Genomic DNA, 24,792 nt, shown 5'->3' with positions numbered 1-24,792 from the left:
GAATGTGGGGCAAGGGAAAACTTTATTTCATAAGATAATGTAAGGAAATATTAAAAATGAAAAAACACCGCAAAGCAATTCAATGCTCTCCGGCGTCCTGATAACTATATTTTAATCCGTGCGTCTCACTTTGAACCGCTATCACAGGCGTTACCCTGACAGTTAACTCGGTCCAGGCACCCTCACGGCACACAGAAGGTTCCACTTAGTGCTGCTGCATTCCTGCCCTGACACGGTTCATGAAGATCTGTTGCGTAAGACCCAAACGTCATCGTCACTTATCAGGGGCAGCCCTACAATAGCCGGCCCTGGGTGAGACATCACCCCTGCTGGAGCGGATTGCAGGTACAGGGCACCGCTATCTCCCCGGCTGCACGGAAACTTTATGACGTATTATGACTTAATCGCAGTTAAGTATACATGGAAACCACCTGATTGTCAAGGATTTAGGGGGCAATTGTATCTTCCATTTTCTGTTTTTTATTATCCCTTAATTCTTTAAAAAATTTTTTCATCATCTGGGCACATTCCTCCCCCAATACTCCGGATTCCATTTCCACCTGATGATTAAATCCTTTTTCATGAAACAAATCAAGTACGGAGCCTGCGCAGCCAGCTTTGGGATTCATACAGCCAACGACAACTTTCTTCATTCTTGACTGTACAATCGCTCCTGCACACATGGGACAGGGTTCCAGAGTCACATACATGGTACAGTCTTCCAGTCTCCAGTCCCCCAGCTTTTTGCAGGCTTTCCGGATTGCAATAATTTCTGCATGGGACAGCACATTTTTATCTGATGTACGCCGGTTGTATCCTCTGGCTATTACTTTATCCTCATAAACAATCACACAGCCGATGGGTACTTCACCAACTGCTCCTGCTTTCTTTGCCTGTGTAACTGCCTGACGCATATATTTTTCATCTATTGTCATAATGATTCCTCTTTGCTGTTTAATGTGGTATACTTGTCCTAAGTATATCACGAAATAAAGGAATGGTGAATAGATGAAGTTATGTGGTCTTCAAAAAACAACACTTCTGGATTATCCAGGTCATGTGGCTGCCACAATTTTTCTGGGCGGCTGCAATTTCCGCTGTCCTTTTTGCCATAACAGCGGATTGATTGGCAGCGATGCCGTGTCACTATTCTCAGAGGAAGAAATTTTAGATTTTCTTATAAAGAGAAAAGGGATTCTGGAAGGTGTCTGTATTACCGGTGGAGAGCCCACGCTGGCTGTAGAACTGGAGTCATTTATCCGAAAAATCCGGGAACTGGGTTATCTCATTAAACTTGACACCAATGGCTATCGGCCTGATGTATTAAAAAAGCTGATTACAGAAGGGCTTCTGGATTATACAGCCATGGACATAAAATCCGGTCGGGAGCATTATAAGAAAGCTGCTGGAACCGGGGATCTTAAAATAAGGAACGTGGAAGAAAGCGCTGCATTTTTAATGGAAAACCGTATCCCATACGAATTTCGCACCACAGTTGTAAAAGGGATTCATACAATGGGGGATTTCGTGGACATCGGCAACTGGCTGGAGGGAGATTCCCAGTACTTTCTTCAAAATTATGTGGATTCTGATCAGGTTTTATGCCCGGGCTACACTTCTTTTTCAGATAGTGAACTGAAGGGGTTTTTAAAGATATTAAAACCATTTCTTCCTGGAGCCGCGCTCCGGGGCGAATCTTTTTAAAGCAAACCAGGGGGCTTTTTCAGCCCCCTACTTTTATATCAGTATACCAGAACCCAAAACGCCCGTCTTCCATTGGCTGATCTTTTGACAGCACAAAATTAGGAAAACCGAACATAGATGCCATATATCGTTCATTGCTGTAATAATGTCCCGGGACTCCCAGCAGATAGCGGGGTGTTCCTTCCGTGTTAAGCCTGGCAAGGATCAGATACCGGTAATTGTAGTAACCATGCAATAAGAAACTGTTATTTCCATATACCCAGGCATCTCTGGGAAGAAGTCCGATATCCTGAGGTTTAATAGTCAGAATTTCACATCCGTCTTCATAATCAAACGCCAGAAGCCTGGTATGTTCTTTTCTTAATTTTTCCCAGTTCACACGATTTTGATTTTCTTCCTGACTTTCATTTTCCCGCAAATGCTCCAGTATCTCTGGATCACCAAGCTTTGGTTCCGTATGGTCCTGATTTTTAGTTTCTTTTATTACGGCATCTGCACGGTATAAACGGGTAGTTCCTGCCTCGGGCTCAAGAAACGCATCTGCGTCCTCTGCCAGGCCTGCATCACCCGAACTCATCTGAACAGATTCTTTTAATCCGCCATCTTCAAATTCAGTCATCATGGGCTTTGGCATTAAGGGAATAGATTCCTGCTGACTTTGTAAAACAGTCTGAACTTCTTCGGATGGATCTGTATGTACGGACTCTGAAGTCATGGGTTCTGTGGGCATGGTTCCAGCCGGCATTGGTGCTGTGGGCATGGTTCCTGTCGGCATTGACCGTGGCATTGCGCCATTAGGTATTGGCGCTGTTGGCATTGACCCGTTGGGCATCGGGGCTGTCGGCATTGGTCCTGTGGGACGTGGTTCCTGCCACCAGCCAGGAATCGGTCCGGTCATGGTCGGGCGTGTGTTTTGCTGTCTATCCGGCGCAGGCTCAGTCACTGAAGGCGGATTTCCCTGCCTCCCTCCTGCTGTTGGACCGGTCACTGAGGTTCTGGTATTTCCATCTTGAGCTATGGAACCTATCATCTGCTGGATCTCAGGCATAAGACTTTCGGCCTCCGGGCTTGGCTCACTGTCGGATGACACCGGACTTTCCGCCTGGAGAAGAACCTCTTCTTCATTTTTTGTATCCTGACTGTTTCCATCTTCCAGCGGAAACTCTTTTTCTATCTCCTGAACAGCTTTTTTAATCTGTTCTTCCGATATGGCAGAATTTTCTTTTACAGCAGAATCTGTATTTTCCAGATCAACTGCCGCAGCATGAGCAACTGCATCCTCCCATATGGTGGTATAAGATCTCCATGTATTTTTTACATCATGTATGGTCAGTCCAAAACATTGGTCCATGTTAAAACCGGAACGTTCAATATCATTTACGGATACTGTGGCTCTGAATTCACCGGAACCGCCTCGTATGAAAATATTACCAAGGTATATTTCCTGTTCTCCGGCCAATAGATATACTCCAATGTCGTTGCCGCCTACATAAATTCTTTTCACACTTACCGTAATTTTGCACTGGATTCCTCTCGTCTCTATCTTGGCAAATCCGATGTTTTTTCCTTTGACTCCGCCTTCGTAGGCATAAATATATGAGATTAGTCTTCGATAGTTAGACATGCCACCACTCCTTTATCACTATTTTATGCAAAATGCCATTGCATCTATGACATAAAAATGATATCCTAATGAAAGAATAAAATAAAAATTTTTTCCAATATGTGGAGGATGATAAAAATGAAGCTTTACCGTGCAAAAGACTACTATGACATGAGCCGAAAAGCAGCCAATATTATATCTGCCCAGATCATTATGAAACCGAACTGCGTTTTGGGACTTGCTACCGGTTCTACACCTGTAGGTGCCTACAAACAGCTGATTGAATGGTACAACAAAGGTGATTTGGATTTTTCCCGGGTAAAAACAGCAAACCTTGATGAATACAAGGGATTAACCAGAGACAATGACCAGAGTTACTACCACTTTATGAAGCAGAATTTATTTAAGCATGTAAATATCGATTTAACCAATACTCATATACCTGATGGAATGGAATCTGATGCAGAAAAAGAAGCTGCCAGATATGAAGAGATTCTCAGAAATCTGGGCGGCATTGACTTACAGATTCTTGGACTTGGTCATAATGGGCACATCGGATTTAATGAGCCTTCCGATATCTTCCCAAAAGATACCCACATTGTTAACTTACAGGAAAGCACCATTGAAGCAAATAAGCGTTTTTTTGAATCTGCAGATCAGGTTCCGCGCCAGGCTTATACCATGGGAATCGGTACAATTATCAGAGCGAAAAAAATCCTGTTAATGGTAAGCGGCGAAGATAAGGCAGAAATTTTATATAATGCCCTTTGCGGTCCGGTAACCCCAAAAGTTCCTGCTTCCATTCTGCAGCTCCATCCAGATGTTATTATTGTAGCCGATGAAGCAGCACTGTCAAAATGGGAAATGAACTAATCTTGACGTAAATTACTTAAAATGATATAATAAGTTAAATTTTTTTAAGGAGGTGAGACGCTGTGAGAAATATATCTATTAAAGCTACTTCATTATGGACTAATATTAATAATATATCTGCAGTTTTCGGTAATTTTGACGCGTCCGTGTATCAGTGCGCCCATTTTTACGAAAAAGGCAGCGTCTCATCTGAAAATTATTCTGTTAGCCGGTAGGTTTTACCACTGGTTTTTCGGTTGATTTTCCGCCCGGATGCTCCTGCACCGGGTTTTTTTGTGCGTTTTTTTCGAAATGGCAGTCTGAACGGACATTTTCCACTTTGATTCTAAACACACAATATGGAGGATATGACCTATGAAACAGGTAAAAACCATTCTGTCCGGCTGCGGCTCTCTCTCAAGAGCCGTATGCTCCACAACTTTAATCTGCTCGAAACAAATTTTTGATGGAGGCTTTCTCTGTGTAGCTGGAGGATACGTTGTTCAGATTGTCCAGTTCATTATGCTGACCTTTATCTGGAAGACTTTGGCCAGCACAAATGCTCTGCCGGCAAACGTATCATTGGGCCAGTTAATGACCTACACGCTGATGTCTGCCGTATTACATCAGGAATTAAATATTATTTCCCCCGCCACTTCATCCTTGTGGGAGGGGTCCATCATTGGGCGTTTTTTAAGGCCCATGGCAATTGAAGCGAGCTTTATTTCAGAGACCATTGGTCGATTCTGGGTTCCCAACTTCTTATTTCTGGGTATTCCATTATTGCTTTTTGCACCGGTTCTGTCTGTCAGTCCGTTGCCTGCTTCTTTTCGTATGGGGATTCTCTCTCTCATAAGTCTGCTGCTGGCTATTTGTATTGGATTTGCCATAGATTTGCTTTTCGCTTCTCTGGCTATGAATCTGAAAAATGGATGCTTTGCGGCTCTTGCTGTCAGAGAGGCAGTTTATTCCCTGCTTTCCGGAGAAATGATACCATTTTCTTTATTTCCCCAAAAATTGGGCACCCTTTTTTCCCTGCTTCCATTGGGTTCAGTTGCCCATGGACCTTTAACCATCTACACCGGAACTGCCCATTTCCCTTACAGGGTTCTGGCACTTCAGTTTTTCTGGACTGTTATTTTATGGGCTTTTGCAATTTACGTATTTAATAAAAGTAAAGAAAGGATGATCTCTTTTGGTGGATAATTTTAAAATATTAATCAGGCTTTACAGGCAATATGCAAAAATGGATTTATTATGGTTTCTACGGGATACCCGCTATTTCTTTATTCAACTGGTTTCAGATGTTGTTAGCGGTGGCTGCACCATTGCAGGTGTCTGCCTGTTATCTGCAAATTTTAAGAATTTTTCCGGTATGACCCAAAATGAAATTCTATTTATGATGGGTTACGCTCTCTTTATTGACGGTATTTTTATGGTATTTTTTATGGGCAATAATACTGGCATGATCAGCCGTATTATTGGTCGGGGGCAGCTTGACCACATAATGATTCAGCCGGTCCCTCTGTGGGCAGAACTCCTGGCACAGGGTTTTTCCCCTGTTTCCGGTTCTCCCATATTGATTTTTGGAACAGGACTTACTGCTTACGGTGCCATAAGAGCGGGTTTACCTATAAATGCTGTTTCTATATTGCTGTTTCTTTTTTTCAGCATTTGCTCGATTGTCATTGTGATGTCATTTATCTATCTGATTTCCTGCTCTGCGTTCTATGCCCCTGCTGCTGCAGAGGAGATTGCCGGGGTGGGCAGGGAATTATTTTCTTCATTAAAAACTTACCCGCTGGGAAATATGAAAGGCTTTCAAAAGCACATTTTTTTGTCCTTGATTCCTGTGGGCCTTTGCGCCTGGTTTCCTTCCACACTTTTAATAAAAGCCGGGAAATACGGGTTAGAGGCGATTTTAGTTCCGAAAGCGTTCTATCTGCCCTTGGCAGCCGCAATTTTTTCAATCATAGCCATTATCACATTTAAGAAAGGAATGAAATATTATGAAACCTATGGTTCTCCAAGATACTCCGGCTTTGGCCATCGATAATATAACAAAAGAATACTGCCAGTGGCAGCGAAGCGGCAGCACCCGCGACATTATTAAAAACCTTCTTCACCCGGAAAAGCGGGTAGTAACAGCTCTTGATCACATATCACTTCAGGTAAAGAAGGGGGAATTCGTTGCTTATGCAGGTGCCAATGGTGCAGGTAAAAGTACTACAATAAAAATTCTTTCCGGTATTCTCATGCCTACAAAAGGTACGGTATCTGTTCTGGGATTAGATCCCGCCAAAGACCGGATCAAACTCATGGGCCATATTGGAGTCCTGTTTGGACAGCGCACAGAATTATGGTGGGACCATCCGGTGATATCCAGCTTCCAATGGAAAAAGGAGGTGTGGAACATTCCGGATTCCGTTTACAAAAACAATCTGGAGATGGTTACAGAACTTTTGGATCTTTCCGATATTCTAAAAACCTTTACCAGGGAGCTGAGTCTTGGGCAGAGAATGCGGGCGGATATCGCCATGCTTCTGCTTCACAGTCCGGAACTGATTTTTCTAGATGAGCCCACACTTGGTCTAGATGTACTTGCCAAGCAGCAGATGATCCTGTTTTTAAAGAAGATTAACCTTGAGAACAAAACAACGGTGGTGGTAACCAGTCATGATATGGACGATCTGGAGGAAATGGCCCAGAGAATCATTCTTATTAACAGGGGGAAACTTGCATTTGATGGAGACTTTGATGAACTTCGAAACGTGATGGGAGGCTTTTACCGGATTGTCCTTACTACGGCAAAAGAAGAGACACCGCTTTCCATTCCGGGTATGCAGCTTTTAAAAACAGAAAGCGGTGTTCACGAATACGAATTTGACCGGAATGTATTAGGAATTCATAAGGTTATGGGGTTACTTTCTGATTTCCCCCAGATTCTTGATATGGAAATTAAAAAGGCACCCATTGAAGATGTAGTGGCTAATTTATACTTAAGCTGGCGCGAAAATTAACAGTTGGTTTTTTCGTAGGATTAGTGTAGAATATACTTACATTATTTATAACGAAAGAGGTGTACATATGGCATACGCATTTACAAAGGATCTGGAGACCGGAAACCAGTTAATCGATTCAGAGCACCGTCAGCTGATTGATGCGATCAATAATTTACTGACTGCCTGCTCTACCGGTAAAGGCCGTGCAGAGCTGGCCAACACTACTAAGTTTTTACAGGATTATACTGCCAAGCATTTTGGAGATGAGGAAAAACTCCAGCTTCAGAGCCAGTATCCCGATTATGCAAATCACAAGCGCTACCATGAAGAGTTTAAGAAGGTAGTTGCAGGAATCTGCCAGAAACTTGATAAGGAAGGTCCTACCATTTCACTGGTTGGCGAAGTAAACAGTGCAATTGCAGGTTGGCTGATCAACCATATCAAAAAAGAAGACGTCAAAGTTGCAACTCACTTAAAAAGCAAATCCTGATCCAAATAAGAATAAACATCAAACAGCTTCTTACCAGAGTTCTGGCAGGAAGCTGTTTTTTTATGCTGTGGTATAAAATAATTGCTGTGCTCTCTTTTCATTCCGTCTTTATTTTGATAAAATAGGTTCAGAAATTAAAAACAAACTACTGGAAAGAAGGTACATGATTATGAAAGACACAAATTGCGCATATTGTATGAAGGGAGACTTGGTTGCTAAATTTGGTTATCCTGTCTGTGAAATGGAAACAGGCTTTTTATATTTATTTAAAGAACAGAGCAAGAAAGGCAGAGTCATCCTTGCATATAAAGATCATGTAAGTGAGATGATTGATATCAGCGATGAAGAGAGGAATGCATTTTTTGCTGAAGTTTCCAAAGTATCCAAAGCTATTCACAAGGTTTTTAATCCGGATAAAGTAAATTATGGCGCTTATGGAGATACAGGCTGTCATCTTCACATGCATATCGTTCCCAAATACAATGGCGGAGATGAGTGGGGAGGTACATTTACCATGAATCCGGATAAGGTATATTTAACCGATGATGAGTATGAGAAAATGGCTGAAGCCATTCGTGCAGCCTTATAATCAAACAGACAGACTGTACAGGAAGGAAGGTGCCGGATTATGTTAGATGAAATCAGAAAGCAGGCAGGCAAAGCCGCAAAAGAAGTTTTGGACGCATCTCATTTAAAGGAGAAGGACCTGGTAGTGATCGGCTGCTCTTCCAGCGAGATATCCGATCACAGAATCGGCTCTCATTCCAGTGCAGAGATCGGCCAGGCAGTATTTTCGGCTATTTATGAAGTCTTTCATAAACAGGGCATTTATGTGGCTGCCCAGTGCTGTGAGCATTTAAACAGGGCACTCATATTAGAAAAGGAAGCAGCGGAGTTTTATCATTATGAACCGGTCAATGTAGTACCGCAGCTTAAGGCCGGTGGCTCCTTCTCACTTGCAGCCTACCATAGTCTTGAACATCCGGTTGCAGTAGAATCGATTAAAGCTCATTCTGGAATCGATATTGGGGATACACTAATTGGAATGCATTTGAAAGCTGTAGCGGTTCCCATTCGCATAAAAACCCAGTATATTGGCTCTGCCCATGTGGTTGCAGCCCGTACCAGACCAAAATACATTGGCGGTGTCCGCGCTTCTTATGATGATACCATTGAATAATTAAAAAACCTGCTGTCAGGCGGTATGAACCGATGACAGCAGGTTTTTCTATAATTCGACTATTCTGTAGCGTACATAAAGAACCAGTAGCCGTATGGAGAATGCCATGTTCCTTTAATTTCAGGTTTCTGCAGATAATAATCACTGGAATATACAAGAGGAGACACTGCAGCATCTTCCATCATAATTTTTTCTGCCTTATGAAGTTTATCAAAATGCTCCGTTTTATCGGCAGTGATTCTTGCCTCAGTCAGGAGTTTATCTACTTCCGCATTGGAATATTTTCCATCATTGTTTCCGCTCTCCGTTGAGAACAGATTCAGCATGTTGGAAGGATCATCATAATCATAAACCCAGCCTCCGCGGCAGATCTGGAAATCACCGGCACGGCGGGTAGGTGTGAATGTAGACCATTCAACAATCTTAATATCCATTCTGATTCCAAGCTCGCTCCAGGCACTCTGTAAGTACTCAGCAATTGCCTTGTTGTAGCCGGCGTCGTTGGTCATATATTCAATAGCAGGGAATCCTTCCCCGTTAGGATATCCAGCTTCAGTCAGCAGCGCTTTCGCTTTTTCAAGATCAGCTGCATAATTATCTACGCTGAAATAGTCACCACCGTTGTTTGTACGGCTTACCTCTTCAAATGAAGAACCTTCTTTTTCATCAGAGATACCAGGTCCTACGAAATTGGCTGCAGGAAGTGCTGTTCCCATCATAAGGGTATCGGCAATATAGCTGCGGTCAATTGCAAGACTTAATGCACGACGTACTTTCACATTGGTAAAAGGTTCCTTCTGGGTGTTAAAAATAGTATAGGATGTTGCCATACGTGGTTCTAAATGGAATTCAGCTGAATCCCTGAGGCCTGGAATCTCTTCAGTCGGCACATCACGAATCATCTGAATCTCACCTGTCCGGTATGCACTGTATGAAGCATTGGGATCTTCCATAAGAACGAACTTTAAAGTATTTAAAGTTACCTTATCGGCATTCCAGTAATTTTCATTCTTAGCAAAGGTGATGTGAGATCCTGGTACCCATTCGATCATCTTTAACGGACCGTTTGAAATATAGGAATCCGGAGTCAGGGACCACTGGTCACCTTTCGCTTCCACTACATCTTTTTTCACAGGTGCCATACTTGCATGAGTCACAATCTTGTCAAAGTATACACAAGGACCTGAAAGCTCAACTACGAAAGTTTTTGCATCAGGAGCAGAGACTGCCAGTGCATCAACATTGCCTGCTGCTGCTTCGTCATAACCTTTGACAACGGAAAGCATATCTGCTGCGTAGGGCGCTGCTGTAGCAGGATCCGCCATACGTTTCCAGGAATATACAAAGTCCTCTGCGGTGAAATCGGAACCATCGCTCCATTTTAAACCGTCTCTTAAATGGAAGGTATAAGTAAGTCCGTCATCACTGACATCATAGGATTCTGCCTGTCCAGGAACGATTTTGTTGTTCTCATCAAATATCATAAGAGTCTCAAAGGCATGCATAATGATGTTAGATGCATCAATTGCTGTACTAAGAGCCGGATCAATGGTTTCCGGATCAGATCCGATCTGTACTGCCAGGTCAAGCCCCCCTGTTGAGGTGTTGGCTGCTGCTTCTGTCTTCTCGGTGCTGCTTTGTGTTGTGCCGGTCTTTCCGGTACTACCTCCGCATGCACTTAAAACGAGGCCAGAGACAAGAACAGCGGCTAATACGATTGCTGTTTTCTTCATAATACTTCCCTCCGTATTTACGTTCATTCGTCCGTCCTTCAAGGACAGCACGAGTAATAGCATACCACAAAAGGGACAATCATGCAACGAGCTTTTTCTTATTAAGCTCTTGTGTATTAAGGTTATAACGTGATAAAGCATCAAAGAGCCAGACGATTGATATGCATCATTCGTCTGGCTCACAAAGACATTTTGATTATTTAACGATAGGAAGTCTGCACTGCCTTAACTAATACCTTAGGATCTTTCACATAGGGAGTAACCGGGCAGATCTTTTTATCAATTCCCATCAGTGTGTAAACTGCTATTCTTGCAGCACGAACTGAGTACTCTTCCGTAAATACCATATCATCCGGAATCTCGACAAACTGACTGATCATTGCAAAGTTGGTAGAGCCGGCTGGAACCACCTCCGGACGGTCAACCATTTTGCGCGGCTGGAACTGGGCATCTACATAAGGCATCATGCATGGGATTACATTTACCACATCTGCCATTATCTCATCCTTGCGGTCTTCCATATGAAGGTGGCAGAGAAGTTCTGTAAGAAGTTCCTCTCCTGTACAGTCTTTCATTGGTTTCTTGATATAATCTCCTATTTTATCGGTGTATAAGCCATAGCCCCAGAATATGGTCTGATCCATGGGCTGATTAGGAAAGTGAGGCTGCGCAGCAACAACAATGCTCATTAACCAGTTAGAGTCCTTAAAGGTCATTAAAGCTCCGCTTCCCGGAACGTTGCCGGAATAATCCTCAATAAGCTTTAAAAGCTTGTTTCCTTTGCTGGTTACGGTATAGCTCAGCCAGTTGGTTTCATTGGCATCTCCAAAAAATGGATATGGATTTCCAAGTCCCTGCTTTTTCACCGCCACTTTACTCCATAATTCCCCGGATATGGGCCTCAAAACGGGCGCTGGTGCTGGTGTATGAAGATCACCTAATGTAGCACTGTCTGTCATACATGCATTGGTCATAATGCAGATATCGTCATCTTCCACTTCTAACATACGGGTAACCCCATGATCGGACAGATGAAGAACTTTAGCGGTAATCTCATCTCCTTCTGCAAAGTCAATGTCAGTTACTGTACAGTTCTCTGCAAAAATAACCCCTTCTTTTCTTAAATATGATTCAAGCGGGCGTATTACACTGTCATATTGATTGAAAGGAGTCCTTGTAACGCCTTCCAATGTATTAATACGGGAGAACTCCAATATCATCCTGCGCATATAGCGGCGGAATTCAAATAGGCTGCTCCATTTTTGGAATGCAAAGGTTGTCTGCCACATATACCAGAAGTTGGTGGTAAAAAAGTGGGGCGTATCTGCAAACCACTCTTCAATGGTCATATCATCAAGCTTTTCTTCCGGTGTGTTCATCAATTTTAATAAAGCCATACGTTCTTTCTGATTAAATCCCATGCTTTTCACGTCAAGGATGGTTCCATCTTTGTCAATCAGTCTTGCCTTGGCTGAGGTAGGATGCGCATGATCAAAATCCAAAATTTCTTCTGTTACACTTCTTCCCGGTTTACTTAATGAGGGTATGGATCGAAACAGCTCCCAGAAGTTTTCATAGGTCTCTTCATTGAGCATGCGTCCTCCCCTGCAGACAAATCCCTTTTCAGGAGTACCGATACCGTCATTGCTTCCTCCAAAGATGGGCATCCCCTCAAAGATGGTGATCTGGTTGCCAGGCATCTTGCAGTCTCTGATCAGATAGGCTGCTCCCGCAAGGCTGCCAAGACCGCCTCCTACAAAATAAGCCTTTCCTTTTGGGATAACGGAATTGTTTTTGGAATCCATCCGCTTTACCTTTTTTGATTTCCCAGTACGTTCATACAGTGTCTTGGCAGCCACACCTGCTGCCGTAGCCGCCGCCCCCAGTGCCAGCAATTTCATCATGTTACTTTTCTCCATTTTTTTTAACATATGCCACACTCCAATCTCTTTTAAAATCAATTGATAAACTTATATTATCATATAACATTTTTACCGTCACCATACATGCTTTTGTTCCTGTATAAAAAAACGACACCCGCAAAATGGTGTCGAAAAACCAGACAATTCTTCTATATTGTCTATCGTAATTTTTTATATATTCTTTTACAATGAAAATAATGAATAAGGAGGACTATCCATGTCGGGAACGTTACACAACCATATACGGGAAAGCGTTTTAAAAACAGCACTTTTTCATCAACTTAAAAATGGTCAGAAAGCACCGGAACGGACCGCCCGTAACTTAAGGGAACTGTTACAAAAGTTCAGTCCCGCCTCCAGTGAACTTTTTACTTACGAGGAACTGCTTATCATGATAAAAAATAGTTCCAGAGACGATTGCCTGAATCTGATTATTCAGAAACTGGTTTAAAGCTCCGCCTGGCTGCGAATATATCCGATCCGCTCCGTAGCCCTGGCGAGGCTTTTTAACCGTATTGAGACTTCTTTCGGCTCCATCTTCATTCCTTCTTTTACCCAGTCCATGATTACTCCGCACAGGCCATAGGCATAAAATCCGGCATCAAAATCCCGTTCTTCAAAGGTCAGTTTCCCCTTTTCATCAAGTAACTCAATTGCTTCAGAAAATAATGCTTTCGTCATCTCATACAAATAACTCTCAAAGGTATGTTCCTGCTCTTTTATGGTATTTACGTAAAAGTTTTTTTCCTGTTTCATATTACTCAAAAGCTCATGGATTTTCTCATTCCAGTTATCAAGGCTGATATCATCTGCAATTGTAGCAAAATTTTCATTATAATAAATCCAGCTTAATAGTTCATACTTATCCTGATAGTGATAATAAAAGGTCTGCCGGTTCAGACCACATACTGCCGTAATATCTGATATGGATATCTTATCAAATGGTTTCTCTTTGCACACCTGCTTCAATGCTTCTGCAATTGCACGTTTCGTAATAAGCGAATCCGACATAGGCCCTCCTGTTATACTATTCCTTTATATTTGTAAAATAATTGGCAAGTGCCGCAAACTGCTCTAAATTCAGTGCTTCTCCTCTCACAGACGGGGAAATACCCAGGCTTTCAATTGCCGATATAATCTGTTCTTTTGTATAAGGAACCTCAGGAGAGTTGTTCAAACCATTTTGAAGTGTTTTTCTTCTCTGGTTAAAGGATGCCCGGATCAGGCGAAACATCAGTCCCGGATCCTGTGCACTGACAGGTGGATTTTTATGCCGGGTCAGGCGGATCACCGCTGATCCCACGTTGGGGCGGGGCATAAAGCAGTTTGGGGGAACATTGGCTACAATATATGGCTCTGCATAATATTGAACAGCCAGTGAGAGGGCACCGTAATCCTTGGAACCTGGCCCTACCTGCATACGGTCTGCCACTTCCTTCTGCACCATGACTGTAATGTTATCGATGGGGACCTGACCTTCAAAAAGTCCCATAATAATGGGTGTGGTAATATAATAGGGCAGATTTGCCACCACCTTTATGGGGCGTCCACCGTTAAATTTCTGAGTCAGCTCATTGATGTCAGTCTTTAGAATATCTGCATGGATTACAGTTACATTATCGTAATCAGCCAGCGTTTCTTTTAGAATTGGTATTAATTTTGAATCGATCTCTACTGCGACCACATGGCCTGCTGCTTCTGCCAGATACTGAGTCATCGTACCGATTCCAGGACCGATCTCTAAAACGCAGTCATCCTTGGTTATACCTGCTGCCAGAATGATTTTCTCAAGTACGTGTGTATCAATTAAAAAATTTTGTCCGAACTTCTTTTGAAATGCGAACTCATATTTTTTGATGATCTGGATTGTATTTTGAGGGTTGCCTAATTTATTTTGCATACACATTTTCCTATCGTTTTTTATTAATCAATGGTATCTTATTATAAACAAAAAGTCAATAAATATAAGACGGGTCCGAATCCCGGAGACCGCCATTAAATATGATATTGCGGAAAGCTAACACTGTAAATCATATTGATTAACATATTCACTTTTCAGAATTGACATGACTATTAGTGATTCATAACTGCCATGATATAAAATACATTCTCTTAGTATGCCTTCTTCAGCAAAGCCTTCTGACTTGTACAGTCTTTGTGCTTTCTGATTTTTATATCTGACATCAAGCCATAATCTATGTGCGTTTAACTGCTCAAAGGCAATTTTTTTTACTAACTTTAAAGTTTCTCTTCCAAAGCCGTGACCTTTATCTGATATAACAATTCTCCGAAATTCAATGTTGTGATTTGGATTTGTAATACCAGCTAAAATTACATATCCGATCAGCTTATTGGTGGATCTTTCTTCTATTGATAAATGCAAGATGTCTTCCTGAGACAAGGAAACTCTATGTTGTTCTCTTGTCCACTGTCCGACATACTGAGCATTATCAGGCTGATGTTCCCATTCAACCACGAAGTCTAAATCGTTTTCCTGAGTGTTTTTCAGTATCATGATATCGGTTTTTTCCTTGATTTCTTTCACATATACTCCTTATTAACACTTTGTCTTTTCTACAGATGATAAAGCTTTTTAGCATTCCGGGTGGTGACTTCTATAATCTCATCCCTGGAAATACCCTTTATGGCGCTAATCTCATCAATGACATAAGAAAGATTCAGGGAAGAATTGCGCTTTCCCCGATTGGGAACAGGGGCCAGGTAAGGGCAGTCTGTCTCAAGTACCAGCTGATCCAAAGGCATATATTCCACTACTTCTTTCAGCTTTCTGGCATTTTTAAAGGTCAGAACGCCGCCAATTCCCAAATAAAATCCCATATTCAGATATTCCCTCGCCATCTCTTTTCCATAGGAAAAGCAGTGAATCACACCGCCCACATCCTGGGAATGCTCCGCCTTCATAATATCAAGGGTATCTTTCGCCGCATCACGACTGTGAATAATAACCGGAAGCTTTACTTCCTTAGCCAGATTCAGCTGACGCACAAACCAAGTCTTCTGTGTTTCATGATCTGGTTCTTCCCAGTAATAATCAAGTCCTATTTCGCCAATGGCAACTATTTTGCTACGGCTGGAATTTTCTTTCAGCCAGTTTAACTTCTCATCATTTAACTCACCAGTTTCATTGGGGTGAACACCGATTGCCCCGAATATATAAGAATACTTCTCTGCGAGTTTGATGGTATTCTCTGATGTCTTTATGCTGGCTCCAACATTGGTAACCGCTTCTATGCCATGAGACTGCAGACTTACAAGCAGCTCTTCTCTGTCTTCATCAAATGCTTCATCATCGTAATGAGCGTGTGTATCAAAAATCATAGATATCTCCTTTAAAACGTTTGTCAGCCTGTAATCAATAACCGAACAATATAAAGCAGGATTAAATGAAGAGGATAAAACCCGTAAAATAAATATTTTAGATTTCTCTCACCTTTTTTTCCATTATAAAAGTGTATGGGCAAAAGAGCAAATATTCCTGCTCCAAAACAGCTTGCACTGATTAATGCAGCCATAATTCCTGCAAATATAGTCTGAAGTTTTTTATTATTTCTAAATATATATATGATCAGTATCAATACGATTCCGTCTAAGTTGTAATCTGATTTCAGCAGTATGGATACCCCGCATCCAACTCCGATTGCCAGAAACTGCCGAAGGGGATCACCCATGGCCTTCTGGTACCACTCAAGCACCCACAGACCAATAAAAAGGGTGAAGAATACATTCTGATACCCGGGATGAAACCAGCTGTTGAAAATTGCAAGGTCAAACGGTATTTCTGAAATCAAGGCAAATGCCAAAAGCCTGATTCCGTATTTTCTGACATCTTTGGTATGAAGAAACCCCTCAACCAGCAAAAAGCAGAAAATGGGAAAGGATATTCTTCCAATGGTTCGGAGAACAAAATCAATGGTACTCCACTTTACGCCTTCTGGCGTAGCCAGGATTGTCTGCATCAGTAAAGGGTCCTGATACTTTAATATCCCATTTTCAATTATAACCGCGCCAATATGGTCAATCAGCATGGTTATGATCGCGATGATCTTTAAGGTATTTCCTGAAATTCCTTTCTTTTGGAAAGCAGTGGATTCTGTCATCAAGTCCTCCTCTTAAACGATAAGACCGGATTATAAAAATCCGGCCTCATTATCATCTTTTCCTGTTCTTAAAACAGCTTTTTATTAGCAGATCTCCGCTCCTGATGGCATTGCCTTTTCCGGAACCATAAGAGATAAATTGCCCTGTGCATCTTCGGCACATAAAAGCATGCCTTCGGATAAAACACCAGCCAGCTTCGCTGGTTTTAAGTTTACCACAACCATAACCTTTTTACCAACCATTTCTTCTGGTGAGTAATGAGCCTTAATGCCGCTGACAATCTGTTTTACCTGACTTCCTATTTTAACTTTGGAACATAAGAGTTTTTTCGATTTCGCTACTGCCTCGCAGGCAATTATTTCTCCAACCTGGAACTGCAGCTTTGCAAAATCCTCATATTCGATTTCTGCTTTTGCCTCTATATCAATTCCGTCATCTTCCTGTGATTCTTTCTCCTCTGTGGTACCTACTGCAGCTGTATGCATAGCTTCCACTTTCTCCATCACTTCCTTCATATCCATACGGGCAAATAAAATCTCGGGCTTGTCAGTCACTTTATTGCCAGATGGGTATAAACCGAATTCATTCATCTGGGGCAGCTCTCTTTTTGTTGTGTTAAGCTGAGAAAGAATTTTAGCAGAGGTCTCCGGCATAAAAGAAGCCAAAAGAGATGCTCCGATAGTAATAGCTTCTGTCAGGTTATAAAGAACCGTCTCCAGACGGGCTTTTGAAGCCTCATCCTTTGCAAGAGTCCATGGTGCTGTTTCATCAATATATTTATTACTTCTTCTGAAGATATTAAAAATAGAAGTAATTGCATCTGCGACGCGGAGTTTTACCATCTTCTCGCTGACCTTTTTCACCTCTTCAAGCACTACTGCTTTTAAATCCTCATCAAACGCATCTGTGATACCGCCATCTCTTACCACGCCCTCGAAATACTTATTGGACATGGAAATGGTACGGTTTACAAGGTTGCCCAGAATATTGGCAAGATCAGAGTTCATGCGCTCCACCATCAGCTCCCAGGAAATGATTCCATCATTATCAAAAGGCATTTCATGAAGAACGAAATAACGAACTGCATCCACTCCAAAGAAATCTACCAGTGTATCTGCATAAAGAACGTTACCCTTTGATTTACTCATCTTTCCGTCGCCCTGCAACAGCCATGGATGACCAAATACCTGTTTTGGAAGGGGTACATTCAGTGCCATTAAGAAAATTGGCCAGAAAATAGTATGGAAGCGGATAATATCCTTACCAATCAGATGAAGATCTGCAGGCCAGAGTTTTGAAAACTGTTCAGTGTTAGTTCCATCGCAGTCATATCCAATTCCTGTAATATAATTTGTTAATGCATCCAGCCATACATAAGTAACATGTCTTGGATCAAATGTTACCGGGATTCCCCATGTAAATGTGGTTCTGGACACGCATAAATCCTGAAGTCCCGGAAGAAGGAAGTTGTTCATCATCTCATTTTTTCTTGATACGGGCTGAATAAAATCAGGATTTTCATTAATATGCTGGATCAAACGATCTGCATACTTGCTCATACGGAAGAAATAAGCCTCTTCCTTTGCCGGTTTTACTTCACGTCCGCAATCCGGACATTTTCCGTCTACCAGCTGGGATTCAGTAAAGAAAGATTCACATGGAGTGCAGTATAAACCTTCATAATATCCCTTATAGATATCACCCTGATCGTAAAGTTTTTTGAAGATTTTCTGAACCTGTGCTTCATGATCCGGATCAGTAGTACGAATAAACTTGTCATAGGAGGTATTCATCAGATCCCAGATAGTTTTAATCTGACCAGCCGCCTGATCCACGAATTCCTTGGGAGTTATGCCTGCTGCTGCAGCTTTTTCCTCAATCTTTTGTCCGTGTTCATCCGTTCCTGTCTGGAAAAATACATCGTATCCTTCTTCTCTTTTAAACCTTGCTATGGAATCAGCTAAAACAGCCTCATAGGTGTTGCCGATGTGAGGCTTACCGGATGCATATGCAATGGCTGTGGTGATATAATATGGCTTTTTGTTTGAATCTTTACACATAATCTTTTCCTCCAGAAATATAATGAGATGCAGGGTGAATCATTTCCCAACAAAGAAAAACCCGTCTTAAAAAATCCACATAGGAAATTTAAAGACGGGGCACTATCCCGTGATACCACTTTAATTTATCCATGCCTTACGACACAGACCTCACCGGCTGCGTTCTAATCAAAAGCTTTCCAGAATGGCGCTTTTGGTATATAATAACAGTCTGACACGATAACGGGTGTGACCGTCGAAATTTAAAGGCTTACTAAGCCAATTCAACTTCGCTGCTCCAAGGCCATGTTGGGAAATACGCTCAGGCTTCCTTTTCAGCTACCGGAATTCTCTGTACATGAGGCGGGTTTCTTACTCTTCTTTTCTCAGCATTCTCAAATGAATCAATTGTCAGTAACCCTAGTGTAATAGTTTCATTCCCGTTTGTCAAGCAGGTAAGTTTCAGGATCTGACCTTTTGTCATTACTTTTTTCTTATAAACATATAAATAATATTAGTGAATTGTGGAGGATCTTAATATGAAAAACATGATTATCAGGCAGGGACGCCGTATCCTTTCCATTGTCTTGGCGGCCTCTCTGTTTTGCGCCTGTACACCACCTCCAAGACAGACGGGAACGCCTTCCGATGGCCTATACGAAAAATACCATGCCCAGGATTTATCCATGCAGAAAGCATTCGATCAGTTTACTGCCGATTTATTCCGGGATGAAATCAGCGATTCCGGCATCAGTTTTCATTTCAGTATTGCCGATCCTGCTTCCAGAGGGATTAATACGGTTCCTTTGACTCTTGGAGATTTCTCTTTGGATAAGATGAAGCAGGGTACAAAGGACCTTCAGGAGGTAAAGAAAAAGCTGGAAAGCTTTAACCCCCGGAAGCTGACTGCTGACCAGAGGCTTACATATCAGATTCTGTACTCCTACGTTGATACCGAATTAAGCTCTGATGGAATGGAACTCTACGCCCAGCCGCTGACCACGACCATAGGAATTCAGGCCCAGCTTCCTGTTCTCTTTGCCGAGTATACGTTCAACAACAAAGCGGATGTAGACCATTATCTATCATTGCTGTCTTCCATTGACGAATATTACGGGCAGATAATGGAATTCGAAAAGAAGAAATCAGAGGCAGGACTTTTTATGTCAGATGCTGCCGCCGACCATGTTTTAAAATCCTGTGAAGCCTATTTAATACAGCCGGATCACAGCTTCCTCGCAGAAACGTTCAATACCAGAATTGATTCCCTGACAGACTTAACCGATGAGGAGAAAGCAGAATATAAGAAGCAGAATATCAAGGTTCTGGAAGAACATTTTGTTCCCGCCTATAAGAATTTAATAAGCGGTATTACTGCTCTAATGGGAACTGGAACCAATGACAAAGGTCTTTCCTGGTATCCTGATGGAAAAAAATACTTTGAATATCTGGTTCATTCCAATACCGGTACCTCCTATGATTCAGTCAAAATCCTGAAAAAGGCTATTGAAAAACAGATGAATAGTGATATCAGGGCATTGGGACAGATTACGAAAGATCATCCTGAAGTAATTGACTCTCTGGACCATTACTCCTTTAAGTACACTAAACCGGAAGAAATCCTGGAATCCTTAAAATCTCAGATTACTACAGATTTTCCGGAGCTTCCACCATGCAACTACACGGTCAAGTATGTGCCAAGTGCTTTGGAATCCTCTTTAAGCCCGGCCTTTTACCTGGTGCCCCCTTTGGACCAGTACCAGAATAATGTTATTTACATTAACAACAACCCGCGTTTCCAAAATGAAGACCTTTATACCACCCTGGCTCACGAAGGATACCCGGGACATTTATATCAGAACGTATACTTCCTGAGCAAAAAACCAAATGATTTAAGGAGCATCCTTTCATTTTCAAGCTATTCCGAAGGATGGGCTACCTATGTAGAATATTATTCCTACACATTGGATAACGGGCTGGACCCAGAACTTGGAAAACTTCTGGCACATAATACGGCCATTACGCTGGGAATTTACGCTTACCTTGATATCTGTATCAATTATGAAGGCTGGGATAAGGAAGCTACAGCCAAATATCTTGGAACCTTTTATAACGTGGAAAATACAGATATTGTAGATTCCATTTACAGTAGCCTGGTGGAAAATCCAACGAATTATATGGAGTATTACGTGGGCTATCTGGAAATCATGGAAATGCGAAACACGGCTGAGAGAGTCTTAAAGGATAACTTTAACTTAAAAGACTTTCATACTTTTCTGCTTGATGTGGGCCCAGCCCCATTTTCAGTGATTCAGCCTGCTTTCCGCAACTGGCTTGCAAAACAGCTTAGAAGTTAAAATAAAACAGGCAAAAGCCATAAAATCCATTGGCTTTTGCCTGTTTTTTATTTTATTTCCTTATAATTCTTTACATATTCCAGATAATCATTATCCCCCTGTTTGATAGAACCGCTGGAATAATTTTTGCCGTTCACCAGAAGTTTTAATTTATCCAGTTCAAAGTTCTCTACAAAGGTGTTGCCAATCGCTGTAATGGTAAGTATGTCATCACCAGAACCGCTTTGTGGAACTGCAGATAAATCCAACGTACCAATTCCATCAGCAGAGTCATATTTCAGAACCTTTGTACCGTCCTCTAATACGCCGTATTCTATAAGTTTGCTTACGATTGCATCCGCAGTCAGCTTGTCCACTGCATCCATCGCCTGATTTAAACCAGTCTTATTTTCATTCTTACTGTATACAGAAATAATCTCCATCGGTTCTGCATTAGGGTCAGGAACTTTATCACTGGCGCCTCCTGTTGATGCCATTACCTGTGGATCAGGTGCTGTTGTCTCCATCTTTGGCTGGGTTGGGGTACAGGCAGCCAGGGATACCATCAGCATAGCGCTCACTAAATATAAAATAATTTTTTTCATAAATGCGTATTGCCTCCTTAAATTCTGTTAAAGACTCCGAAACCACTTATTCAGTTTGGTCAGAACTTTGATTAAAACTTCTACCTCATTCTCGCTTAGCCCTTCTATCATTCCGGCTATCATCTCCCGATGAAATGTAGCATGATGTTCATAGGCTTGTTTTCCTTTATCTGAAAGAGAAATATAAACAACGCGCCGGTCTTCTTCTCCCCTTTGGCGGGTAACATAACCTTTTTTTACAAGACTGTTCATGGCTATGGTCAATGTCCCCACTGTGACAGACAATTCTCTGGCTATTGCGGACATATTCTTAGGTTCTCCGACTCCGATCGCCTCAATCACATGCATATCATTATTGGTGATATTATTAAATTCCTGTGTAATGATAGCCTGCTGTTCGATATCCATTACGTCTCGAAACAGCCTTACCAGTACTTCGTTAAGAGTTCCGTAAGTATCCACGTTTATCCCCTTCAAATCTATATGACAATAAAAGCTTCTTCGTAATTATACATGATTATGTATACGAAGACAACCACCTGAATTCTTATGAAATTCTTAAATCAAAATGATTAATTTCCTTTTATACCAAAAACCGGCTTAAAAATACACTGGCAGCAATACCAGCAACAGTTGCTGTTAAGGCTCCCCCTAGAGTGTATCTGGTTTTTCTGATTTTAACAGTACCAAAATAAACACTGAGGCAGTAAAATAATGTTTCGGTACAACTCATCAGAACAGAAGTCATAAATCCAATATAAGAATCTGTACCATATTTTTTAAAGATATCCAAAACAAGCCCGATGGCTGCCGAATTGGAGACCAGACGAACTAAAATAACCGGCACAACCGGTGCCGGAAGAAATAAATAAGATGCGGGTTTTGTTAGCAGCTTTGCCAGAAAGTCCAAAAACCCGGATGCCCTAAGTACTCCTACCGCTGTCATCAGACCAATTAGTGTAGGCATAATGCCTGCAACCGTTTTCATGCCATCTTTTGCGCCGTTTAAAAAATCATCAAATACCGGGCGCTTTGATAAAATGCCAAATCCAACAATATAAAAAATGATCAGCGGAACCGCAGCCTCAGAGAGAAATAATAAAAATCCCATAGTTTTACTCACTATCCGTTAATTATTATAATCTATTCCGGCTGCTTCCTTTTCATTCTTTACATTTATTTCAAAATCCTTCTCTCAAGAATAAAGACAATCTTTTGAAAGAAGTGAATGACGAAATTACAGTAATGCAGTATTCTCAGCTGCTTTCTTACAATCGTCTTGGATCCCCTTTTATTAAATTCTGCCATAATCTTTTGAAATTCATCTGGCGGAGGCGCAGGCACAGACGGTGTTAATTCCGGGTGTTTCTGCATATAATCAAGCAAACGGGCTTCCAGTTTCTCTCTTGAATTATGATTTGTATGAAACAAATAAAAGATGGAACACTTATTGATGGAATCTTTCTTCTGCTCCACGTCTATACCTCTTTATGTTTGGTTATCCTTTGGTTCTCATACGCTTTGGGGTTGACTTTTTACCACTAACGTTTACTATAATAGTATATCGAATTTGGGAGGCAGCTTTTCTATGAAAAAAATAATATTAACTGGCGGCGGTACTGCCGGTCATGTTACCCCGAACCTGGCTTTAATTCCTTCTCTAAAAGAAAAAAACTATGAGATTCGTTACATCGGTTCCTATCAGGGTATTGAACGAAAATTGATCGAGAATGCTCAGATCCCATATAGCGGTATCTCAACAGGTAAATTCCGAAGATATTTTGACATCAAAAACTTTACGGATCCTTTCCGTGTAATAAAGGGATTTGGAGAAGCGCTTAAACTGATTAAAAGCTACAAACCTGATATCGTATTTTCCAAAGGCGGCTTTGTTGCCGTTCCTGTAGTGTTAGCTGCAAAGCATTTAAAAATACCGGTAATCATACATGAATCAGACATGACTCCCGGCCTTGCCAACCGGATCTGCATTCCGGCTGCAACCCGTGTCTGCTGTAATTTTCCGGAAACTCTCAGCTATCTCCCTAAAAATAAGGCAATACTAACCGGCTCCCCCATTCGGAAAGAACTCTTAGAGGGCGACCGGATGACTGGATTAAAGTATGCCAGACTAAACGACAACAAACCTGTTATACTGATCATCGGAGGCAGCCTTGGTTCTGTAACTGTCAACAACGCTATTAGGGGCATCCTTCCAAAACTATTAAACAATTACCAGATCATACATATCTGCGGAAAAGGCAATCTGGATGAAAGCCTTGCGGGTGTCCATGGATATGTACAGTACGAATATGTAGATGCCCCTTTGAAACATCTTTTTGCTGCTGCTGACTTAATGATTTCCAGAGCTGGTGCCAACGCAATCTGTGAGATACTGGCACTGAGAAAACTTAATATTCTGATTCCCCTTTCCGCTGCTGCCAGCAGGGGTGATCAGATTTTAAATGCCAGATCTTTTTCAAAACAGGGATTCAGTTATCTTCTGGAAGAAGAAAGCTTAAATGGAGACACCTTACTGCAGGCCATTACAGATACCTTTGCTAACCGTCAGACCTATCTTTCAAAAATGGAAAGCAGCGAACTTCATGATGCTGTAAATACAATTATAGTAATGATAGAGAACCTGGTTTCCAAAAATTAATCAGCATTATAATTTGGACCGAGTATATTCTTTAAACAGACTCTTGTCCGATAGATCCGGGAACGGCAGACCGTTCCCGGGATTTCAAGCTTCTCACAGATCTCCGGAATCGTCAGCTGTTCCAGAAAATATAGTACAGCCATCTCCTTCCACTCATCTCTCATATTGGAAATCTCACTGGTGATTTTTAAAACAGACTCTTCCCCAAGAACTACCTCAAGAGGATCCGTTACCACATACCTTGCGAGCATCGCCATCTCGTTAGATGCATCTTCCTCATCAATACTTACTTTCTCATAATGGCCATTCCTGCGAAGAGAGTCTATGCATTTGCGTTTTAATATTTTGATCAACATGCTTTTTTTCCGCGTGTCTGACCATGTTAATGAATAATTCTCAAAATAAGAAATAAAAGTCTCCTGTACCACATCATCAAGTTCCAGATCTGGTACATTCAGTGTTTTAGCTATTCGTCGCAACAGCCCCTGATATTTACCATATATGGACTGCAGCAGCAGATTTTCATCTTCATGTATGCTCATATCATA

General features: G+C 41.7%; 26 protein-coding genes and 1 other RNA gene. 11 read left to right on the top strand and 16 right to left on the bottom strand.

The window, feature by feature from the left end:
• Positions 1-116: 116 nt before the first annotated feature.
• Both ffs and tadA read right to left on the bottom strand, forming a co-directional pair.
• Positions 117-378, bottom strand: an RNA gene (gene ffs, locus ABS301_RS20560) — signal recognition particle sRNA large type.
• 68 nt (positions 379-446) lie between these two features.
• Positions 447-935 (bottom strand): tRNA adenosine(34) deaminase TadA, encoded by a 489-nt coding sequence (tadA, locus tag ABS301_RS20555; protein WP_349667649.1) that lies wholly within the window; start codon positions 933-935, stop codon positions 447-449.
• Positions 936-1,008: 73 nt separating this feature from the next.
• Between tadA and ABS301_RS20550 the strand changes: the two genes are divergently transcribed.
• Positions 1,009-1,704 carry an anaerobic ribonucleoside-triphosphate reductase activating protein gene (locus tag ABS301_RS20550; protein WP_349673980.1) on the top strand — a complete coding sequence of 232 codons (696 nt, stop codon included), beginning with the start codon at positions 1,009-1,011 and terminating at the stop codon, positions 1,702-1,704.
• Positions 1,705-1,723: 19 nt separating this feature from the next.
• On the opposite strand, the gene ABS301_RS20545 is transcribed toward ABS301_RS20550, so the two are convergent.
• Positions 1,724-3,328, bottom strand: coding sequence for a DUF6128 domain-containing protein (locus ABS301_RS20545; RefSeq protein ID WP_349673979.1), 1,605 nt, complete (start codon positions 3,326-3,328; stop codon positions 1,724-1,726).
• Positions 3,329-3,445: 117 nt separating this feature from the next.
• Here ABS301_RS20545 and nagB point away from each other — a divergent pair, with 117 nt between their 5' ends.
• From nagB to ABS301_RS20510, 7 genes are all read left to right on the top strand, one after another.
• Entirely contained in the window at positions 3,446-4,180 is a 735-nt protein-coding gene (gene nagB / locus ABS301_RS20540) for a glucosamine-6-phosphate deaminase (RefSeq protein ID WP_349673978.1), read from the top strand.
• 354 nt (positions 4,181-4,534) lie between these two features.
• Positions 4,535-5,365, top strand: a complete 831-nt coding sequence (locus tag ABS301_RS20535) for a hypothetical protein (protein ID WP_349673977.1) — start codon at positions 4,535-4,537, stop codon at positions 5,363-5,365.
• A complete protein-coding gene (locus ABS301_RS20530) occupies positions 5,358-6,215 on the top strand; it encodes an ABC-2 family transporter protein (protein ID WP_349673976.1) in 858 nt (285 codons plus the stop codon). Before ABS301_RS20535 ends, ABS301_RS20530 begins: the two co-directional genes overlap by 8 nt.
• Positions 6,169-7,179: an ABC transporter ATP-binding protein gene (locus tag ABS301_RS20525; RefSeq protein ID WP_349673975.1), complete on the top strand. Its 1,011-nt coding sequence runs from the start codon at positions 6,169-6,171 to the stop codon at positions 7,177-7,179. Before ABS301_RS20530 ends, ABS301_RS20525 begins: the two co-directional genes overlap by 47 nt.
• A gap of 67 nt (positions 7,180-7,246) precedes the next feature.
• Positions 7,247-7,651: a bacteriohemerythrin gene (locus ABS301_RS20520; RefSeq protein ID WP_349673974.1), complete on the top strand. Its 405-nt coding sequence runs from the start codon at positions 7,247-7,249 to the stop codon at positions 7,649-7,651.
• Positions 7,652-7,820: 169 nt separating this feature from the next.
• Positions 7,821-8,240, top strand: a complete 420-nt coding sequence (locus ABS301_RS20515) for an HIT family protein (protein ID WP_349673973.1) — start codon at positions 7,821-7,823, stop codon at positions 8,238-8,240.
• 39 nt (positions 8,241-8,279) lie between these two features.
• Positions 8,280-8,831 (top strand): TIGR01440 family protein, encoded by a 552-nt coding sequence (locus ABS301_RS20510; RefSeq protein ID WP_349673972.1) that lies wholly within the window; start codon positions 8,280-8,282, stop codon positions 8,829-8,831.
• A gap of 59 nt (positions 8,832-8,890) precedes the next feature.
• Here ABS301_RS20510 and ABS301_RS20505 read toward each other — a convergent pair whose 3' ends face one another.
• Together ABS301_RS20505 and ABS301_RS20500 are read right to left on the bottom strand one after the other, a co-directional pair.
• On the bottom strand, positions 8,891-10,564 hold the full coding sequence (locus ABS301_RS20505; protein WP_349673971.1) for a peptide ABC transporter substrate-binding protein: 1,674 nt from the start codon (positions 10,562-10,564) through the stop codon (positions 8,891-8,893).
• A gap of 200 nt (positions 10,565-10,764) precedes the next feature.
• On the bottom strand, positions 10,765-12,468 hold the full coding sequence (locus tag ABS301_RS20500; protein ID WP_502877988.1) for an oleate hydratase: 1,704 nt from the start codon (positions 12,466-12,468) through the stop codon (positions 10,765-10,767).
• Positions 12,469-12,703: 235 nt separating this feature from the next.
• Here ABS301_RS20500 and ABS301_RS20495 point away from each other — a divergent pair, with 235 nt between their 5' ends.
• Positions 12,704-12,937 (top strand): hypothetical protein, encoded by a 234-nt coding sequence (locus tag ABS301_RS20495; protein WP_349673970.1) that lies wholly within the window; start codon positions 12,704-12,706, stop codon positions 12,935-12,937.
• Here the strand turns inward: ABS301_RS20495 and dhaS are convergent.
• The 6 genes from dhaS to metG form a co-directional block, all read right to left on the bottom strand.
• Positions 12,934-13,497, bottom strand: coding sequence for a dihydroxyacetone kinase transcriptional activator DhaS (gene dhaS / locus ABS301_RS20490; protein ID WP_349673969.1), 564 nt, complete (start codon positions 13,495-13,497; stop codon positions 12,934-12,936). The two genes, ABS301_RS20495 and dhaS, sit on opposite strands and share 4 nt — an antisense overlap.
• A 16-nt stretch (positions 13,498-13,513) precedes the next feature.
• Positions 13,514-14,386 (bottom strand): 16S rRNA (adenine(1518)-N(6)/adenine(1519)-N(6))-dimethyltransferase RsmA, encoded by an 873-nt coding sequence (gene rsmA, locus ABS301_RS20485; RefSeq protein ID WP_349673968.1) that lies wholly within the window; start codon positions 14,384-14,386, stop codon positions 13,514-13,516.
• Between the two features lie 117 nt (positions 14,387-14,503).
• Positions 14,504-15,031, bottom strand: a complete 528-nt coding sequence (locus ABS301_RS20480; RefSeq protein ID WP_349673967.1) for a GNAT family N-acetyltransferase — start codon at positions 15,029-15,031, stop codon at positions 14,504-14,506.
• Positions 15,032-15,060: 29 nt separating this feature from the next.
• On the bottom strand, positions 15,061-15,825 hold the full coding sequence (locus ABS301_RS20475) for a TatD family hydrolase (RefSeq protein WP_349673966.1): 765 nt from the start codon (positions 15,823-15,825) through the stop codon (positions 15,061-15,063).
• Positions 15,826-15,848: 23 nt separating this feature from the next.
• On the bottom strand, positions 15,849-16,604 hold the full coding sequence (locus ABS301_RS20470) for a TraX family protein (protein ID WP_349673965.1): 756 nt from the start codon (positions 16,602-16,604) through the stop codon (positions 15,849-15,851).
• Between the two features lie 84 nt (positions 16,605-16,688).
• Positions 16,689-18,665, bottom strand: a complete 1,977-nt coding sequence (gene metG, locus ABS301_RS20465; protein ID WP_349673964.1) for a methionine--tRNA ligase — start codon at positions 18,663-18,665, stop codon at positions 16,689-16,691.
• Between the two features lie 518 nt (positions 18,666-19,183).
• Between metG and ABS301_RS20460 the strand changes: the two genes are divergently transcribed.
• Positions 19,184-21,001 (top strand): DUF885 domain-containing protein, encoded by a 1,818-nt coding sequence (locus ABS301_RS20460; RefSeq protein WP_349673963.1) that lies wholly within the window; start codon positions 19,184-19,186, stop codon positions 20,999-21,001.
• Between the two features lie 47 nt (positions 21,002-21,048).
• Here ABS301_RS20460 and ABS301_RS20455 read toward each other — a convergent pair whose 3' ends face one another.
• From ABS301_RS20455 to ABS301_RS20440, 4 genes are all read right to left on the bottom strand, one after another.
• Positions 21,049-21,585, bottom strand: coding sequence for a GerMN domain-containing protein (locus ABS301_RS20455; protein ID WP_349673962.1), 537 nt, complete (start codon positions 21,583-21,585; stop codon positions 21,049-21,051).
• Positions 21,586-21,612: 27 nt separating this feature from the next.
• The gene (locus ABS301_RS20450) at positions 21,613-22,062 is read right to left on the bottom strand and encodes a MarR family winged helix-turn-helix transcriptional regulator (RefSeq protein ID WP_104439687.1); all 450 of its coding nucleotides are present in this window, start codon (positions 22,060-22,062) and stop codon (positions 21,613-21,615) included.
• 106 nt (positions 22,063-22,168) lie between these two features.
• On the bottom strand, positions 22,169-22,696 hold the full coding sequence (locus ABS301_RS20445; protein WP_104439688.1) for a spore maturation protein: 528 nt from the start codon (positions 22,694-22,696) through the stop codon (positions 22,169-22,171).
• A 65-nt stretch (positions 22,697-22,761) separates the two neighbouring features.
• Complete coding sequence (locus ABS301_RS20440; RefSeq protein WP_349673961.1) at positions 22,762-23,061, bottom strand: hypothetical protein; 300 nt, start codon at positions 23,059-23,061, stop codon at positions 22,762-22,764.
• A 112-nt stretch (positions 23,062-23,173) separates the two neighbouring features.
• Here ABS301_RS20440 and murG point away from each other — a divergent pair, with 112 nt between their 5' ends.
• The gene (gene murG / locus ABS301_RS20435; protein WP_349673960.1) at positions 23,174-24,244 is read left to right on the top strand and encodes an undecaprenyldiphospho-muramoylpentapeptide beta-N-acetylglucosaminyltransferase; all 1,071 of its coding nucleotides are present in this window, start codon (positions 23,174-23,176) and stop codon (positions 24,242-24,244) included.
• Here the strand turns inward: murG and ABS301_RS20430 are convergent.
• Positions 24,241-24,786, bottom strand: coding sequence for an RNA polymerase sigma factor (locus ABS301_RS20430; protein ID WP_349673959.1), 546 nt, complete (start codon positions 24,784-24,786; stop codon positions 24,241-24,243). The genes murG and ABS301_RS20430 overlap by 4 nt on opposite strands.
• Between the last annotated feature and the right edge of the window lie 6 nt (positions 24,787-24,792).

The organism is Lacrimispora sp., from assembly GCF_031982545.1.
In the GTDB taxonomy this organism is placed as follows: Bacteria; Bacillota; Clostridia; order Lachnospirales; family Lachnospiraceae; genus Lacrimispora.
Note: the sequence above shows the minus strand (reverse complement) of the source record. Positions and strands in the feature narration are given on the sequence as shown.

What these genes read in the sequence shown, in the direction of transcription:
- tadA (WP_349667649.1), bottom strand. Translation starts at nt 935, where the DNA reads ATGACAATAGATGAAAAATATATGCGTCAGGCAGTTACACAGGCAAAG.
- ABS301_RS20550 (WP_349673980.1), top strand. Translation starts at nt 1,009, where the DNA reads ATGAAGTTATGTGGTCTTCAAAAAACAACACTTCTGGATTATCCAGGT.
- ABS301_RS20545 (WP_349673979.1), bottom strand. Translation starts at nt 3,328, where the DNA reads ATGTCTAACTATCGAAGACTAATCTCATATATTTATGCCTACGAAGGC.
- nagB (WP_349673978.1), top strand. Translation starts at nt 3,446, where the DNA reads ATGAAGCTTTACCGTGCAAAAGACTACTATGACATGAGCCGAAAAGCA.
- ABS301_RS20535 (WP_349673977.1), top strand. Translation starts at nt 4,535, where the DNA reads ATGAAACAGGTAAAAACCATTCTGTCCGGCTGCGGCTCTCTCTCAAGA.
- ABS301_RS20525 (WP_349673975.1), top strand. Translation starts at nt 6,169, where the DNA reads ATGAAACCTATGGTTCTCCAAGATACTCCGGCTTTGGCCATCGATAAT.
- ABS301_RS20520 (WP_349673974.1), top strand. Translation starts at nt 7,247, where the DNA reads ATGGCATACGCATTTACAAAGGATCTGGAGACCGGAAACCAGTTAATC.
- ABS301_RS20515 (WP_349673973.1), top strand. Translation starts at nt 7,821, where the DNA reads ATGAAAGACACAAATTGCGCATATTGTATGAAGGGAGACTTGGTTGCT.
- ABS301_RS20510 (WP_349673972.1), top strand. Translation starts at nt 8,280, where the DNA reads ATGTTAGATGAAATCAGAAAGCAGGCAGGCAAAGCCGCAAAAGAAGTT.
- ABS301_RS20505 (WP_349673971.1), bottom strand. Translation starts at nt 10,564, where the DNA reads ATGAAGAAAACAGCAATCGTATTAGCCGCTGTTCTTGTCTCTGGCCTC.
- ABS301_RS20500 (WP_502877988.1), bottom strand. Translation starts at nt 12,468, where the DNA reads ATGATGAAATTGCTGGCACTGGGGGCGGCGGCTACGGCAGCAGGTGTG.
- ABS301_RS20495 (WP_349673970.1), top strand. Translation starts at nt 12,704, where the DNA reads ATGTCGGGAACGTTACACAACCATATACGGGAAAGCGTTTTAAAAACA.
- dhaS (WP_349673969.1), bottom strand. Translation starts at nt 13,497, where the DNA reads ATGTCGGATTCGCTTATTACGAAACGTGCAATTGCAGAAGCATTGAAG.
- rsmA (WP_349673968.1), bottom strand. Translation starts at nt 14,386, where the DNA reads ATGCAAAATAAATTAGGCAACCCTCAAAATACAATCCAGATCATCAAA.
- ABS301_RS20475 (WP_349673966.1), bottom strand. Translation starts at nt 15,825, where the DNA reads ATGATTTTTGATACACACGCTCATTACGATGATGAAGCATTTGATGAA.
- ABS301_RS20470 (WP_349673965.1), bottom strand. Translation starts at nt 16,604, where the DNA reads ATGACAGAATCCACTGCTTTCCAAAAGAAAGGAATTTCAGGAAATACC.
- metG (WP_349673964.1), bottom strand. Translation starts at nt 18,665, where the DNA reads ATGTGTAAAGATTCAAACAAAAAGCCATATTATATCACCACAGCCATT.
- ABS301_RS20460 (WP_349673963.1), top strand. Translation starts at nt 19,184, where the DNA reads ATGAAAAACATGATTATCAGGCAGGGACGCCGTATCCTTTCCATTGTC.
- ABS301_RS20455 (WP_349673962.1), bottom strand. Translation starts at nt 21,585, where the DNA reads ATGAAAAAAATTATTTTATATTTAGTGAGCGCTATGCTGATGGTATCC.
- ABS301_RS20445 (WP_104439688.1), bottom strand. Translation starts at nt 22,696, where the DNA reads ATGGGATTTTTATTATTTCTCTCTGAGGCTGCGGTTCCGCTGATCATT.
- murG (WP_349673960.1), top strand. Translation starts at nt 23,174, where the DNA reads ATGAAAAAAATAATATTAACTGGCGGCGGTACTGCCGGTCATGTTACC.
- ABS301_RS20430 (WP_349673959.1), bottom strand. Translation starts at nt 24,786, where the DNA reads ATGAGCATACATGAAGATGAAAATCTGCTGCTGCAGTCCATATATGGT.